The organism is Oribacterium sp., from assembly GCF_057249185.1.
Window position 1 is genome coordinate 1 of sequence record NZ_DBHIGR010000027.1, and the last position, 16,603, is coordinate 16,603.

Annotated in this window: 13 protein-coding genes; all 13 read left to right on the plus strand. The window is 43.3% G+C overall.

The features are described from left to right. Window positions 1–31: 31 nt before the first annotated feature. The 13 genes from miaB to ACO4PX_RS02900 all read left to right on the plus strand — a co-directional run bounded on the left by miaB (window position 32) and on the right by ACO4PX_RS02900 (window position 16,519). Window positions 32–1,465: a tRNA (N6-isopentenyl adenosine(37)-C2)-methylthiotransferase MiaB gene (gene miaB, locus ACO4PX_RS02840; RefSeq protein ID WP_485571314.1), complete on the plus strand. Its 1,434-nt coding sequence runs from the start codon at window positions 32–34 to the stop codon at window positions 1,463–1,465. Further along, window positions 1,465–4,110: a DNA mismatch repair protein MutS gene (mutS, locus tag ACO4PX_RS02845; protein WP_485571316.1), complete on the plus strand. Its 2,646-nt coding sequence runs from the start codon at window positions 1,465–1,467 to the stop codon at window positions 4,108–4,110. Before miaB ends, mutS begins: the two co-directional genes overlap by 1 nt. Next, window positions 4,107–6,107: a DNA mismatch repair endonuclease MutL gene (gene mutL / locus ACO4PX_RS02850; RefSeq protein WP_485571318.1), complete on the plus strand. Its 2,001-nt coding sequence runs from the start codon at window positions 4,107–4,109 to the stop codon at window positions 6,105–6,107. Before mutS ends, mutL begins: the two co-directional genes overlap by 4 nt. Continuing rightward, a complete protein-coding gene (gene miaA / locus ACO4PX_RS02855; protein WP_485571320.1) occupies window positions 6,108–7,082 on the plus strand; it encodes a tRNA (adenosine(37)-N6)-dimethylallyltransferase MiaA in 975 nt (324 codons plus the stop codon). Further along, window positions 7,034–8,323 (plus strand): methionine gamma-lyase family protein, encoded by a 1,290-nt coding sequence (locus ACO4PX_RS02860; protein ID WP_485571322.1) that lies wholly within the window; start codon window positions 7,034–7,036, stop codon window positions 8,321–8,323. Before miaA ends, ACO4PX_RS02860 begins: the two co-directional genes overlap by 49 nt. A gap of 199 nt (window positions 8,324–8,522) precedes the next feature. Continuing rightward, window positions 8,523–9,212, plus strand: coding sequence for a RadC family protein (radC, locus tag ACO4PX_RS02865; RefSeq protein WP_485531915.1), 690 nt, complete (start codon window positions 8,523–8,525; stop codon window positions 9,210–9,212). Then, complete coding sequence (mreC, locus tag ACO4PX_RS02870) at window positions 9,212–10,072, plus strand: rod shape-determining protein MreC (RefSeq protein ID WP_314834022.1); 861 nt, start codon at window positions 9,212–9,214, stop codon at window positions 10,070–10,072. The genes radC and mreC overlap by 1 nt, the downstream gene beginning before the upstream one ends. Window positions 10,073–10,103: 31 nt before the next feature. Continuing rightward, on the plus strand, window positions 10,104–10,595 hold the full coding sequence (gene mreD, locus ACO4PX_RS02875) for a rod shape-determining protein MreD (RefSeq protein WP_040648512.1): 492 nt from the start codon (window positions 10,104–10,106) through the stop codon (window positions 10,593–10,595). After that, window positions 10,592–13,462 carry a penicillin-binding transpeptidase domain-containing protein gene (locus tag ACO4PX_RS02880; protein WP_485571324.1) on the plus strand — a complete coding sequence of 957 codons (2,871 nt, stop codon included), beginning with the start codon at window positions 10,592–10,594 and terminating at the stop codon, window positions 13,460–13,462. Before mreD ends, ACO4PX_RS02880 begins: the two co-directional genes overlap by 4 nt. A 14-nt stretch (window positions 13,463–13,476) precedes the next feature. Further along, window positions 13,477–14,616, plus strand: coding sequence for an FtsW/RodA/SpoVE family cell cycle protein (locus tag ACO4PX_RS02885; RefSeq protein ID WP_485571326.1), 1,140 nt, complete (start codon window positions 13,477–13,479; stop codon window positions 14,614–14,616). Between the two features lie 10 nt (window positions 14,617–14,626). After that, a complete protein-coding gene (locus ACO4PX_RS02890) occupies window positions 14,627–15,019 on the plus strand; it encodes a methylglyoxal synthase (RefSeq protein ID WP_040648314.1) in 393 nt (130 codons plus the stop codon). Beyond that, window positions 15,012–16,019, plus strand: coding sequence for a D-alanyl-D-alanine carboxypeptidase family protein (locus tag ACO4PX_RS02895; protein WP_315364965.1), 1,008 nt, complete (start codon window positions 15,012–15,014; stop codon window positions 16,017–16,019). Before ACO4PX_RS02890 ends, ACO4PX_RS02895 begins: the two co-directional genes overlap by 8 nt. A gap of 80 nt (window positions 16,020–16,099) precedes the next feature. Continuing rightward, window positions 16,100–16,519 carry a twitching motility protein PilT gene (locus tag ACO4PX_RS02900; RefSeq protein ID WP_448972763.1) on the plus strand — a complete coding sequence of 140 codons (420 nt, stop codon included), beginning with the start codon at window positions 16,100–16,102 and terminating at the stop codon, window positions 16,517–16,519. Window positions 16,520–16,603: the final 84 nt, after the last annotated feature.

Consider the following 16,603-nt stretch of genomic DNA (forward strand, 5'->3'; position numbering starts at 1 on the left):
TAGAAATAGATCTTAGAAATGTGAGGGAATTGTGGGAAACAAGTTATTTACGGAAATTTTGGAAAACGCACCTGCCAATGAGCCGGAGCGCCAGTTTTACTTTATAGAACAAATTAAAGCCCTGTTGGATGTAAAAAAGGGAGAGGGCTATGAAGCCAAGGCCATGGTGACTGTAATCGGCTGCCAGATGTCTGCCAAAGACGGAGAAAAGCTTCAGGGAATTTTACAGGAAGCAGGCTATAGCATTACCGAGAAGGAAGAGGAAGCGGATGTAATCCTATTTACCACCTGTACCGTCCGGGAGAATGCCAATCAAAAGCTTTATGGTCGTATCGGACAGCTTAAGCATCTCTATCAAAGAAATAAGGACTTAATCATTGGAATTACCGGTTGTATGATGCAGGAAAAGGATGAGGTGGAAACCATTCAGAGAAAATATCCCTATGTGCATCTGATTTTCGGTACACACAATATTTATAAGCTGGCAGAGTATCTTTTAGAAACCATGCTCTCCAAGGAGAAGAAGGTAGAGCTTTTGGAGGATAGTGCGGAAATCGTGGAAAATCTTCCCTCCAAGAGGAAATATAGCTTTAGAGCAGCCGTAAATATCAGCTTTGGCTGCAATAATTTCTGTACTTATTGTATTGTGCCCTACGTGAGAGGAAGAGAAAAGTCCAGAGATTCTCAGGAAATTTTGAAAGAATGTGAGGCATTGGTTGCCGACGGTGTAAAAGAAATCATGCTCCTTGGGCAAAATGTGAATTCCTATGGCTTAGACAAGAAGGAGGAATGTTCCTTTCCAGAGCTTTTGGCAAAAATTGCAAAGCTTCCCGGTCTTAAGCGACTCCGTTTCATGACTCCGAACCCTAAGGATTTTTCCGATGAGCTTTTACTGGTTATGAAGGAACATGAAAATATTTGCAATCATATTCACCTGCCCCTACAATCCGGCTCTACTGCTATTTTAAAGAGGATGAACCGGCATTACAGTAAAGAATCCTATATGGCTTTGGTGAAAAAGATAAGAGAAGTTTTGCCGGATGTGAGTCTGACGACAGACATTATTGTAGGTTTTCCCGGGGAGACGGAAGAGGATTTTCAGGATACCATGGAGGTGGTAGCCTACTCCAAGTTTGATTCCGCCTTTACCTTCCAGTATTCCAAGCGTACGGGAACTCCGGCTGCTAAGTGGGAGGCAGTTCCTGAGGATGTGGTTAAGGAGCGATTCCAGCGACTTTTAGAGCATATTCGTCTTCATTCCGAGGAGCGAGAAGGAAGAGACCTGGGGAAGGTCATGGAAGTTTTAGTGGAAGAAAAGGACAAAGAGTCCGAGAATATGCTGACCGGAAGACTGAGCAACAATGTGCTGGTTCACTTTGAAGGTGGAGAGCGCTTAATCGGAGAAATTGTTCCGGTTCGTTTGGATAAATCTATGGGCTTTTATTACTATGGGAGTGTTCTTTAATGGATGAAGCAAAATTATCCCCTATGATGCGGCAATATTTGGAGAGCAAGAAGGAGGTACCTGATGCCCTCCTCTTTTACCGCATTGGGGATTTTTATGAAATGTTCTTTGAGGATGCCATCAAAGCCTCCAAGGCTTTGGATTTGGTACTTACAGGGAAGGATTGCGGTCTGGAGGAAAGGGCCCCTATGTGCGGAATTCCTTATCATGCGGCAGATTCCTATGTCAGTAAATTGGTTTCCCAGGGCTTTAAGGTCGCCATAGGAGAACAGGTAGAGGATCCAAAGCTTGCCAAGGGACTGGTAAAGCGGGAAATTATCCGAGTAATTACTCCCGGAACCCAGACCGAGGAAACTGCTTTGGAGGAAGGGAAAAATAACTATCTTTCCGCTATTTATCCCGGAAACAGCGGCATCGGTCTTGCCACCGTGGATATCAGTACCGGAGAGCTATACAGTTTAAGTGTTTCCGACAGCAAGGAGCTTCTGGATGAAATCTCCCGTTTTTCCCCAAAGGAGATTCTCTGTCCCATAGGATTTTTAGAGGATAAAGCATTAAGCTCTGCCTTGGACAGTCGCTTTAGCTTAAGCATTACAGAAAAGGAGAAGGATTATTTTGGAAAGGAAGAGGCGGACAAAATCCTCTCTACTCATTTTTCCTCCTCCATTCCCGGCTTAGGACTGGAGCATGCCCCCTTGGAAAGAAGAGCTTTAGGAGCCTGCCTACGCTATCTTTATGATACCCAGAAGAATATTTTATCCCATATTCGGCATATAGAGCGTTTTCATCGGGAAGACTATATGCTTTTGGACCTTTCCACCCAGAGAAATCTGGAGCTTTGGGAAACCCTTAGAGACAAGAAAAAGCGAGGAAGCCTGCTTTGGGTACTGGACAAAACCCATACCGCCATGGGAAGTCGTATGCTTCGCCATTTTCTGGAACGTCCTCTTCGGGAAAAAAAGAAAATGGAGGAGCGTTTAGATTGTATCGAAGAGCTTTGTCAGCGTTATATTGACGGAGAAGAGCTTAGGGAATATCTGGATTCCATCTACGATATGGAAAGACTGATCGGAAAAATCAGTATTTCCTCCGCCAATGCCAGAGATATGCTGGCTTTAAAATCCTCCTTACAATTCCTGCCGGTGATTAAGAGGACTTTAAGCTCCTTTTCCGGAAAGCTTTTACAGGGCTTAGGACAGGATATGGATGCGCTGGAGGAGCTCTATACCAGGATTGATGAATGCATTGAAGAGGATCCTCCCCTTAGCATTAAGGAGGGAGGAATCATTAAGTCTTCCTTCCATGAGGAGGTGCGACTTTTCCGGGAGGCGGGAGAGCATGGGAAGGAATGGCTGAATCAGCTGGAAGAGCGGGAAAGAGAAAAAAGCGGAATTAAAAACCTGAAAATCAAATATAACCGTATTTTCGGCTACTGTTTTGAAATCTCCAAGTCCTATCAGGGAGAAATTCCCGATTACTTTATCAGAAGACAGACTCTTGCTCAGGCAGAACGATACACTACCGTAGAATTACAGGATTTACAGAATAAAATCTTGGGGGCGGCGGAAAATTTGCAACAGCTGGAATACAGTCTCTTTGTAAATTTGCGGGAAGAGCTTTCCCGGGAACTTGGAAGAATGCAAAAAACCGCAAAGGAAATTGCCTTCTTGGATGCCTGCCTTTCTTTGGCCAAGGTGGCTATGCAGGAGCAGTATGTTCGTCCGAAAATCAATGAGGAAGGTAATTTAACGATTGTGGACGGTCGTCATCCGGTGGTGGAAAAACTTTTACAGGATCAAAGCTTTGTTCCCAATGATGCAAGGCTTGGTAAAGAGGAGAAGATTGCCATTATCACCGGCCCCAATATGGCAGGAAAATCCACGTATATGCGACAAGTTGCCTTAATCGTGCTGATGGCTTCCATCGGCTCCTTTGTGCCGGCAAAGCAGGCGGATATTCCTATCTGCGACAGAATCTTTACCAGGGTAGGGGCTTCCGATGATTTGGCCTCCGGTCAATCTACCTTTATGGTGGAAATGAGTGAAGTTTCCAATATTTTACGAAATGCTACGGAAAATTCTCTTTTGATTTTGGATGAAATCGGAAGAGGTACCTCCACCTTTGACGGCCTTTCCATAGCCTGGGCGGTGGTGGAATATCTTGCCAGGGAAATCAAAGCAAAAACCCTTTTTGCCACCCACTATCATGAGTTAAGTGTTTTAGAGGGAAAGCTGGAAAAAGTGAAGAACTACTGTATAGCGGTATCCAAGGAACAGGGAGAAATTCAGTTCCTTCGTAAGATTATGCCCGGAGGGGCAGACGAAAGCTATGGTATTGATGTGGCCAAGCTTGCGGGCGTTCCCGCCCCTGTACTTGATAGAGCCAGAGAAATCTCCGCTTTTTTGAATGAAAAGGATCTTAGCCTTCAGCATTTGGACTTCGAAGAGGCCTTGGAAGAAAACTTCGAAGAGGATTTTCCGGAAAATCCCTTAAAGGCCGGAGAGACGGGAAGAAAAAATTCCGTTTCAACGCTAAGCAAGGAAGAGAAGGAAGTTTTAGACTGCATCCGCAATGATTCCTTTGAAAGCATGAGTCCCTTGGAAGCCATCAATCTGTTGTTTAGTTTAAAGGAGAAACTTCGTTGAAAATTCACCTATTAAGCCAGGAGTGCATCAATCAAATTGCCGCAGGAGAGGTGGTGGAGCGTCCCGGCAGTATCGTAAAAGAGCTGGTGGAAAATGCCTTGGATGCTAAAGCCACAGCTATTTCCATAGAGATTAAGGGGGGCGGCATCAGCTTTCTTCGGGTAAGCGATAACGGAGAGGGAATCTTTTCCGAGGATTTGGAGAGGGCCTTTATGCCCCATGCCACCAGTAAAATTCAAAATCCCAAAGACTTGGAAGAGATTTTAAGCTTCGGCTTCCGTGGGGAGGCCTTGGCTTCTATTGCCTCCGTGGCTAAGGTGGAATGTATCAGCAAAAGGCAGGAGGATTTTCTTGCCCACAGAATCCTTGTGGAGGGAGGAAGCTTCTCTCCGGTGGAAGAAGTAGGGGGAATGGACGGTACCAGCATTTTGGTGCGGGATCTTTTCTACAATGTACCTGCCAGAAAGAAGTTTTTATTAAGTGAAAGCACGGAAGCCAGTAGGGTAGAGGAAATGGTGGAAAAGCTGGCTCTTGCCAATCCGGGCATTTCCTTTCATTTTGTAAAGGATGGAAAAAGTCGATTCCAAACCGTTGGGGGCGGGAAACTTTCTGATGTGGTTTTCGGCATTTACGGAAAGGCCTTTGCCAAGGACAGCTTGGAAATAAGGGAATCCTATTATCCTTCCAGCCTAACAGGATTGGCTACCCTGCATATTGAGGGGCTTTTGGGCAAGCCCAGCCTTACCCGTTCTAACAGGCAATATGAAATATTCTTCGTGAATGGTCGTTTTGTTCGGGATTCTTTACTAAGTAGAGCCCTGGAGGACGCCTATAAGCCCTTTTTGATGCAGCATAAGTTTCCCTTTGCCATTGTCTTTTTACACCTAAGCCCCAATCTTGTGGATGTGAATGTGCATCCCCAAAAGCTGGAGGTGCGTTTTCAAAATCGAGAAAAAATTTATCAGGCGCTCTTTGATTGCGTCAGCAAGACCTTATCTAAGGCAGACTTGATTGACCATAGCCCCCTTTCCCTTTTCCAAAAGGAAAAGGAGGAGAAAAATACAACATTTCTTTCCCCTTCCAGTCAGCTTTGGGAGAAAAAAGCGGAAGAGAAGGAGGCTCCAGAGAACGTTTCAGAAATCATTTCAGAGAAGACTCAGTTTAGAACAGAAGCTACGGAGAAAACTCATTTTAGCTCAGAAACTCCGGAGCTGAATCAGCAGAAAGATGAAACCGGCGAAGAGAAGCTTATCTATGAAGAGTTTGATTTAACAAAGGGGATTCGTTTAGAAGAAGAAAAGGCTTCTGAAAAGGAAGAGAATACTGTCCCCAAGGAAGAGCAGTTTTTCACCGAATCGGAAAAGCTCCCATCGGCAGAACAGGAAAATCTATTTTCTCCCTCCTTCTTCTCTGAAGAGGGAGAGAAGGAATTCCGACTGATTGGGCAGGTTTTTCAGACCTACTGGTTGATAGAATTTCAAAAGGAACTCTTTATTATGGATCAGCATGCTGCCCATGAGAAGGTGAACTTTGAAAAAATGCGAAAGAAAACCCTGGAAAAGCCGGGAATCAGTCAGGGCATTCTTCCCAAAACCATGGTCTTTAATGCGAAAGAGGAAGAGATCTATGAAAAAACCAAGGACTATTTTACCCATCTTGGCTATAGAATCCGAAAGGAAGAAGATAAGCGATACCTTTTAGAAGGAATCCCTGCGGATTTTCCTTCTTTGGATGCGGAAATGCTATTTCATGAGATTCTGGATGCTCTTGCAGAAGAAGGGAACCTTTCCGAAGCGGAGAGCGTCTATAATAAAATTGCGTCCATGGCCTGCAAGGCCTCTGTAAAAGGAAATCAGCTCCTTAGCTTTCAGGAAGCGGAGGCTTTGGTACAGAAGCTTTTCACCCTGGAAAATCCCTATGCCTGCCCCCATGGACGACCCACCATTGTGGCCTTTAAAAAGCAGGATTTGGAAAAAATGTTTAAGAGGATTGTATAAATGAATCTTTGGGAAGAACATAAACCCTTATTGATTTTGGCAGGCCCTACTGCGGTAGGAAAAACCGGTACTTCCATCGCCTTAGCCAAGGCTTTGGACGGAGAGTGTATCTCCGCGGACTCTGTTCAGGTTTACAAAGGACTGGATATCGGTTCCGGTAAGGTAAAAGAAGAAGAAAAGGAGGGAATTCCCCATCATCTTCTGGACATCCTTAATCCTTCTGAAAATTATGATGCCAGCCTTTTTCAAAAGATGGCAAGGGAAAAAATTGCTGAACTTTACAGTAGGGAAAAGCTTCCCATTTTGGTGGGAGGTACCGGCTTCTATATTCAAGCCATGCTCTATGATATAGACTTTCAGGATGAAGATCAGGAAGAAAAGGATAGAATCCGAAGGGAACTTACGGAGAGACTGGAAAAAGAAGGAACGATTCCCCTCCACCAAGAGCTGTCCCGAGTGGATCCGGAAGCGGCTGAAGCTATCCATGAAAATAATAAGCAAAGAATCATCCGAGCTTTGGAATACTATTATCTGCATAAGCGTCCCATTTCCCAACATAATCGGGAAGAGCAAAAAAAAGAGGCTCTCTATGATGCTCTATTTATTGTATTGTGTAGAGAACGGGAAAAATTGTATCAGGGCATCCATGACCGTGTACTGCAAATGAAGGAAGAAGGCCTTTTTCAAGAGGTTAAGGCTCTTTATGAGCAGGGCTATCGAGAAAATATGCCGGGCTGTAATGCGATTGGCTATAAAGAAGTGTTTGCTTATTTGGAGGGGCGTTACACGGAAGAGGAGTGTATAGAAAAAATTCAACAGCATTCCAGAAACTATGCCAAAAGGCAGATGACCTGGTTTAGAAGAGAGAAAAATACCATCTTCCTTTCTGAGGAGGATTTTATCGGGGGTAAGGAGGAAAGAATAGAATGGATTATCAAAGAATCTATGAAGAAATGGGCATTTCTCCGGAAGTAATTGCCTATAGTGAAAAGATATTAAAAAATCTGGAGAGCCGTTTCAAAGAGATTGATGAAATTGCGGAAATTAACCAGTTAAAGGTTTTACAGGCCCTGCAAAAGGCAAAGGTTTCAGAGGCCCATTTGCTGGGCAGCACCGGCTACGGCTATAACGATATCGGAAGAGATGCCCTGGAAGAGGTTTACGCCAATTATTTTCATACGGAGGATGCCTTGGTCCGTTCTCAGATTGTCTGCGGAACCCATGCCTTGGCTATTGCCTTACAGGGAAATCTTCGTCCGGGAGATGAAATTCTATCCCCGGTAGGAAAGCCCTACGATACCTTGGATGAGGTTATTGGCATTCGAGACTCCCTTGGCTCTTTGAAGGAATTTGGTGTGAGCTACAAAGAGGTAGCTTTGCTTCCGGATGGCTCCTTTGATTATGAAGGTATCAAAAACGCGATTTCCGAGAAAACCAGATTGGTGGAAATTCAGCGTTCCAAAGGCTATAGTGACAGAAAGAGCTTCAGTCCTAAGGAAATCGGAGACTTGATAAGCTTTATCAAGAGCTGTAAAAAAGACCTGATTTGCATGGTAGATAACTGTTACGGCGAATTTGTATGTACTGAAGAGCCCAGTGATTACGGAGCCGATATGGTGGTGGGATCCCTCATTAAAAACCCCGGCGGAGGACTTGCCCCCATCGGAGGCTATATTGCCGGCACAAAAGAATGTATTGAAAGAGCAGCGGTGAGACTGACCGCTCCCGGCTTAGGAAAGGAGCTTGGGCCTTCCCTGCACTGTAACAAGGATTTCTTCCAAGGCTTTTTCCTGGCACCGACGGTTACCGCTTCAGCAGAAAAAAGTGCGATCTTTGCGGCCAGTCTTTTTGAATCCCTGGGCTATCAATGTCACCCTACGGCGGACAGTCCAAGAAACGATATTATTCAGGAAATACGTATGGGAAATGGGGAGGCTTTGCTGGCTTTTTGTAGAGGAATTCAGGAAGCTTCTCCGGTGGACTCCTTTGTTCGTCCGGAACCCTGGGACATGCCTGGCTATGAGGATCCTGTGGTGATGGCTGCAGGGGCTTTTATTTCCGGATCCAGTATTGAGTTATCCGCAGACGCTCCCCTAAGAGAGCCCTATTCCGTGTATTTTCAGGGCGGCCTGACCTTTGCCCACGGAAAATTCGGGGTAATCAAGGCCTTGGATAATATTTTCAAGGCAGGACTTGTAAAACTTCCTAAAGAATAGTTCCGTAATGAGTATATTGTTTTGTTCTTAAATATCTAAGAAGCATCCCTTTAGGACACGACTTTTTACTCAAGGCAAACTCAATCTGCTTTTTTGAAAGAATAAAAATAGCCAAAGCTTAAGAAAAGTTTTTGTCCGATAAGGGGAAAGCGTGCTAAAATAGAATCCTCTGTAGACTCCCTCCGGATAGGAGGAAAAAATGCATTTAACACTGAAGGAATCCGGGCAGGAATTGCCCAGAGAAAAGGCTCTTCGCTTAGGCGTTTCTGCTTTAAGAGACGAGGAGCTTCTGGCTGTAATACTACGCACAGGAACGAAGGAAGAAAGTGTTTTGTCCCTTGCAGACAAGGTACTTCATCTCAGTCCTGTTTATGACGGTCTGGTGGGACTTATGCAGTATAGTCTGGAGGATTTGCAAGCTATTAAAGGAGTAGGGGAAACCAAGGCCATAGAACTGCAGGTCGTAGGAGAGCTGGCCAAGAGAATCTGGAACCGAAAAATCCGGGAGGAAGTACAATCCTTTCGATCTCCCGGTTCCGTGCTTCAATATTTTAAGGAAGAATTACGGCATCTTTCCTATGAGGAAGTTCATGTTCTGTTTTTGGATACAAAAGCTCAACTGCTAAAGGATTTTCTTTTGTCCAAAGGTAGCTCTAATGCATCCATTCTTTCCGGAAGGGAAATCTTTATGGAGGCTCTTAGGGCTGCTTCCGTTTGTTTTATTTTGGTGCATAATCATCCCTCCGGGGATCCTCACCCCTCCAGAGAGGATGAACGGGCTACGGAAGAAATCTATAAAGCGGGAGAGTATCTGGGGATACACTTAATGGATCACATTATTATCGGAGATAATCAATATTACAGTTTTAAGGAACAGGGGAAAATATAGTGGAGCAGAAGAAAAATCAATATATTTTTATACTCTTAACGGTCTTATGCATTATGATGATTGTTCTGTCGTCTGTTAAAGACGGCTTTATGAATCCTCTTCGGAATGCAGTGGGAACCGTTTTGGTTCCTATACAGTCCGGTGTGAATTATGTAGGCTATAAGCTCTATTCCCGTTGGGAAAAGCATAAAACCCTCTTGGAAGCGGAAGCGGAAAATGAAAAGCTTAATGCCAAAATCGACCTTCTGACAGAGGAAAACAATATCTTAAAGCAGAATGAAGAAGAATTAAAACGTCTACGGGATTTATATTCCTTGGATCAGCAATATTTACAGTATGATAAGGTAGCCGCCAGAGTCATTGCCAAGGACTCGGAAAACTGGTTCCAAGTCTTCCGTATTGACAAGGGCTCCAAGGACGGCATTATGGTAGACCAAAATGTTATGGCCAAGGGCGGCCTGGTAGGGATTGTTACGGATGTGGGGCTGAATTATGCCACCGTTCGTTCCATCATAGATGATGAGTCCAGAGTTTCCTGCATGGGAATTCAGTCCAGTGATACCTGTATCGTGGCCGGCGATTTACAGCTATTTGAAGAGGGAAGACTCAGAATTACCAATATGAAGAAAGAAGCGGTAATTCAGGATGGAGATCGTATTGTTACCTCCAATATTTCTTCTAAATTTCTTCCCGGTATTTTGGTAGGCTATGCCATCGGTATAGAAGAGGATGAGAAGCGTTTAATGAAAAACGGCTATCTGATTCCTGCCGCGGATTTTACGGATTTAAGGGAAGTCTTGGTGCTTAAAGAGCGAAAAGACGATCGTTTTCAAAAGGAGAGTAAGGATCTTGCAGAATAAGAAAGTAGGAAAGGCAAGCGCAAAAAGAATCATGGCAATGTTTTACTTTGCCCTTTTGATTCTGGCATTTTTATTGCAAACCAGTGTATTTCCCCTGCTTCCCTTTTTGTCCGCAAGCCCTAACCTGCTTTTGATCCTTTGCTTTTCCTTCGGTTTTTATTATGGCTCTTTACCGGGAATGTTTTATGGACTTTGTGCCGGACTTTTGATGGATTTGTTTTATTCCGGTCCCTTTGGTTTCTATTCCCTGATTTTTGTTTTAATCGGCTATGGTAATGGATATTTTCATCATTATTATTACGAAGAGTACATTACTCTGCCACTGTTTCTTTGTGTAGTCAGCGGTCTTATTTATCATCTGTATATTTATATTTTCCGTTTTGCCGTTCGGGGAAAGGGGAACATTCCTTATTATGCCCTGCATATTGTCCTTCCCTCTATTGTATTTTCCTTTTTACTTACCGTAGTTTTATATCGTTTTTTCTTTAGTGCCAGCAAGAAATTGGAGGAAAAAGTCTTATGATGAAAGAGTTATTTGGTTTTCTCAAAGAAATGCTAAACCGCCTGTTTTCCTCCAGACTCTTTGCATTATCCATTGTTTTTTTTCTTTTATTTTCCGTTTTAACACTGCATCTTTTTCGTCTGCAGATATTGCATGGAAATGATTATTTGCAGGAATACCAAAAAAATACCAGACAGGATTTGGTGATTCCCGGAACCAGGGGAAATATTTACGATAAAGACGGTAAGCTTTTGGCTTACAATGAATTACAATACAACATAACGATTGCGGAAACCGGAAACTTTTCCGGAACCAGTGCCGGAATCAATAAGCGAAATTTAATGTTGAAAAAGCTGGCGGAAATTATTGAAAAATATCAATATCCCGTTAAGAGCCAGTTTAAAGTACAAAAGCAGGAAGACGGAAGCTTTGTCTATACCACCACAAGCGATCAGGACAGACGGCGCCTCATTGCCAATGTTTTTCGAAAAACGCCGGAGAAGTTAAGTGAAAAGGAGGCTAACAGTACCGCTGAGCAATGCTTCTTACAGGCAAAAAAATTATACAACTTTACAAAGCTGCAGGATGAGAACGGAAAGCCCATCACATTATCGGATGAAACCGCTTTGGATATGATCGGTATTATTTATACCCTAAGGCTGACCTCCTATCAGCGTTATATGAGCACCACTATTGTAGATAATGTTTCCCGGGAATGTATGGCGGAGATTCTGGAATCCAAGTATGATCTCCCCGGCGTGGATATTGAAAATGTCTCTGTTCGAAAATACAATTATGCCCCTTACCTTTCCCATATCGTAGGATATACCGGCCAGGTACAGGAAAGTCAGCTGGCGGATTTACAAAAGCAGGACAGCTCCTATGCGGTAAATGATGTGGTGGGCGTTTGGGGACTGGAAAAGAGTGAGGATCTTGTCTTAAAAGGGAAAAAAGGATACAAGGAAATGTATCTGAACAACGTGGGAAGTATTATGGAGGTTATCTCCGAGGAAAAACCCGGAGCGGGTAATGATATTTATACCACCATTTCCGCTAACGATCAGATTTCCATATATCATCTTTTAGAGCAGGAATTGGCAGGAATTTTAGCCTCCAAGATTACGGAACAGAATGAGCTGGACCAAAGTGCCTTAAAGCAGTCCCAGCTGATGATTCCCGTAAAGGACGCTTATTACCAGCTCATTAATAACAATGTTCTGAATAAAGAGCATTTTACCGCAGAGGATGCCGGAGATGCTGAAAAGCAGATCGGGTCTCTCTTTCAAGAAAATAAAGAAGCCGTGCTTTCTCAAGTGGAAGCTGTCCTTATGCAGGATAGCGGCGGAGAATTATCCGCTCTTCCCCAGGAAATGCAGGGCTATATGGTTTATATCTACGATTACCTATTAGGAAAAGAAGGCGGAATCGTAAATCCGGAGGACTCCCGATTTAAATCCTCCCAGGCTCTTGCCTCCTGGAAAAGCGACAGTATATCCCTTCATGATTTTATTAAAAAAGGAATAGAAGAGGGGTGGATTGATACGACCAAGCTGAACTTATCGGAGGAATATTCGGACAGTGCACAGATTTATCAGCTCTTTGTAAATAAAATCATGAGCTTTTTACGAGAGGATTCCGGATTTGAAAAGCTGCTATACAAGTACGCTATCGCAAATCAAAAAATAAAAGGAAATCTTCTTTTGATGGCTCTTTTTGAACAAAACGTATTGCCCCAGGATACCGCCTCCTATGACGCTTTAGCCCGGGGAGACAGTCATTTTGCCTATACCTTTCTGATTGATAAAATCAGAAAGCTGCAACTTACTCCCGCACAGTTCGCTCTGGATCCCTGTAACGGTTCCGTGGTAGTGACGGATGTAAAGACCGGAAAGGTTCGTGCTTTGGTCAGCTATCCCGGCTTTGACAACAATCGGATTAATGATGCCGCTTATTTAAAAAAATGTAATGAGGACTTATCCTTACCGCTGCTTAACGGTGCAACCCAAACCCAGTTGGCTCCCGGTTCCTCCTTTAAGCCCATCAGCTCCATTGCTTCTTTGGAAGAAAAGGTATTGGATTTAAGCACTGTCATTGACTGTACAGGTAAATATGAGGAAGTTACACCTAATATTCGTTGCTGGATTTGGCCTTCCCACCACGGAAATGAAACCTTGGTGGATGGTATCAAAAATTCCTGTAACTATTTCTTTGCGGATTTAGGACATCGTTTGGCAACGGATGCAGAGGGAAATTACAATGCGGAACTGGGAATGGAAAGAATCCGGAAATATGCGAGTGACTTTGGCTTAAACGAAAAATCCGGCATTGAACTGGATGAGGCAGAACCCAGAATTTCCGACTATGATCCGGAACGTTCCGCTATGGGACAGGGAAACCATGCCTATAATACTGCCCAGCTGGCAAAATACATTACCGCTGTTGCCAATGGAGGCAATCTTTATAATCTTTCTATAGTGGATAAAATTGCAGACCCGAAGGGAAAGACGGTGGAAGAGGTGGGTGCATCTCTTTTGAGACATTTGGATTATGCAGACAGCACCTGGAATGCGGTACATGAAGGTCTTCGAAAGGTGATTACCGAGGGTGTGGCCAAGAATGTATTTTTAGGACAAAACATTAGCGTTGCCGGAAAAACAGGAACTGCACAGGAAAGAGAGGATAGGGGTAATCATGCGGTGTTCGTCTCCTACGCGCCTTATGAAGATCCGCAAATCTCCGTCACTGTAAATATTCCCTACGGATATTCCTCCGGTAATGCAGCCAGCCTGGCCAATATGGTTTATGACTATTGCTTCGGAAAGCTTAGTATGGATACCATTTTGCAAAGAGATGCCAGCTCCATTTTGTCGGTTAATGTCAGCGACTAAGAGAAAGAGATTTTATGAAGTGGAAATTAGATTATGACTTTAAGCAATATGATTTTCGGCTTGTCCTATACATGATTGCCTTAAATACCATCGGAATCTTTATCGTCCGCTCCGCAACATCGGCGGAAAGCTTTAAAGATCCCCTTGTAGTACGACAGATTCTCGGCTCCTTTGTAGGATTGGCTATGTGTGTGGGAATCTCTTTGGTTGATTACCGGAAGATTTGTAAATGGTCCCCATGGATTTATATACTTTCCGTAGTGATTTTGGCCGGTGTTAAAATCTACGGTACAGCTTCCGGACACGGTGCTACCAGATGGATTACCGTTCCGGTTTTGGGAAAGGTGCAGCCCTCGGAGTTTGTAAAGGTAGGATTGATTCTGTTCTTTGCGGATTACCTACAAAAACTGAAGGAGGATATCAATCACCCTCATGCCTTATTAATGGAAGCACTTTACTTTTCCATTCCCGTAGGACTTGTCATGATTCAGCCGAATCTATCCACAACCATTATTATGACGGTCATCGTTGCCGCTATGACCTTTGCTTCTCCCTTGAAATTAAAATGGATTTTTGCCTTTTTAGGAGTGGTAGTGGTAGCTTTGGGTCTTCTTTTCTACCTTTTTTCCTCAGGGCTCTATGATAAGATTCCAATTTTACAGGGCTATCAGGTACAAAGAATTTTGACCTTTTTAAATCCTTCAGAAAACAGCAATGATTATTACCAACAAATGTGGTCCATTATGGCCATCGGCTCCGGAATGTTTAACGGAAAGGGACTTTTTAATAATTCCATCTTCTCCGTGAAAAACGGAAACTTTCTGGTTGAGGAGGATAATGACTTCATTTTCGCGGTAATCGGAGAAGAATTAGGCTTTCGGGGATCTTTAATAATTATTATAATCTTCTTGTTGATTATCTTAGAATGTCTTATAATAGCCTATAGAGCAAAAACCTTAAGTGGTCGGCTAATATGTGTAGGCGTTATGGCCTGGATCGGATTTCAGACCTATACAAATATCGCGGTGGCAACCGGACTGTTTCCGAATACCGGAATTACACTTCCCTTTTTTTCGCGAGGCGTTAGTTCCCTGCTGTCCGTATACTTTGGTTTCGGAATAGTCTTAAATGTTGCTTTACAAAGGAAGACGTAGGAGGGTAGAGATGAAGGTAGGTTTAATTGCGCATGATTCCAAGAAGAAGCTCATGCAAAATTTCTGTATTGCTTACAGAGGTATCCTGACTAGACATGAATTATATGCAACCGGAACTACAGGCACTTTGGTAGAGGAAGTTACCAATCTGAAAATCCATAAGTTTCTCCCGGGAGAAACCGGAGGAGCCAGACAACTGGCATCTCAAATCGAACAGGGAAATTTGGATATGGTGATTTTCTTAAGAGATCCCTCTCCGGTAAGGGATACGGAACCGGAAGTAAATTCCGTAGTCAGATTATGCGATATTTACAATATTCCTATTGCCACAAATCTGGCAACAGGAGAATTATTAATTCACGCTCTGGAACGTGGTGAGTTAGAGTGGAGGAATATTGGCTAGAAGAAAGGCTTTGAGTACTTTTTTAAGAAGGAAAAAAGCCTTTCTTTTGCTGTGTATTTTTCCTCTTTGCCTTAGCTCCTGTAAACCGAAGCTGGAAAAGGCCTTTCAGGAAGAACAAAGTATACAAAGATTATCTTCCATTACCGTGGAAGAGGATATTCAGAACAGCACCAAAAGCTTTGCCAAGGATTTGGCTATTCCTTCAGATACAAGCGCGCAAATCCAGGATATGGACGCGGAATATTTTCTTTTGGTGGAAGAAGACGGTAAGGAAGGAGATCGGGCTATCTCCTTTAATCATCCCTATGACAGAACTTATCCCGCCAGCATCACCAAATTAATGACTGCTCTGGTTTGTGTATCTTCCGTGGAAAATCTAGATCAGGAATTTGTGGTTTCCGGCTCCTCCGTAATCAAAGAAGCAGGTTCTTCCACCGCATTTTTACAGGTTGGAGAGAGTCTTAGCATCAGAAATCTCTTATACGGTATGCTTCTCCCCTCCGGAAATGATGCAGCTGTCGCTGTGGCAGAGGCTACGGCAGGTTCTGTTTCCGCTTTTGTAGACAGGATGAATGAGAAAGCTTTGGAACTAGGTTGCCTTTCCAGCCATTTTACCAATCCCCACGGTTTGCCGGATGATAATCATTATACTTCTCCCTATGATATCTACCTCATTTTAAAAGAATGCATGAAATATGACAGCTTACGGGAAATTCTGGCCACAAAAGAAATTCAGGTACAATACAAAGATAAAAACGGTATTCCCAAGTCTCAGGTATGGAAGGCAACAAATTTATATTCTACCGGAGAGAAGGAGCTTCCCGACGGTTTGGAAATCTTGGCGGCAAAAACAGGAACCACCAAAAAAGCAGGCTATTGCTTAGCCTTAAGTGTGGACAAAGCTTCCACTGCTATTCCCTATTATTCTGTTGTAATGAAGGGTACAAACAAAGAGAATCTTTATGAGAATATGACAAACTTACTTGATAAGATTTCATAGATAGTCTATACTTTTTATAAAAAGCAGGGCATTGTAGCATGGGCTACCGTTTCTTGTTCAGAATTAAAGGAGGAATGCATATGGTTCAGTTCATTGTAGGACAAAGAGGAAAAGGAAAGACAAAACAGCTCATTGATCGGGCGAACAAAGCTGTTGCGGAAGCAAAGGGAACGGTGGATTTTTTGGATCGCTCCTCTCAGCATATGTATGAGCTTAACAACAAGGTGCGTTTGATTAATGTCAATGAATTCCAGTTAGAGTCGGAAGATGAGTTTGTCGGCTTTATCAGCGGAATTATTTCTCAGGATCATGATTTGGAATATTTGATTTTAGATAGCTTTTTAAAGCTGGCCAGTCTGGAAGGAAAGCCTATCGGAGACTGTGTACGTAAATTGGATGCTTTGTCCGAAAAATACAAGATCAACATCATCAGCAGTTTGTCCATGGACAAAGAAGATGTTCCACTTGAATTAAGAGACCATATTGCGATTGCACTGTAACTATGCCAAGTTCAAGAAAGAGCAAAAAGAATAGCATGTGGAATATAGAGGGACTAATCTTTGTGATTATTGCTCTCTATATTC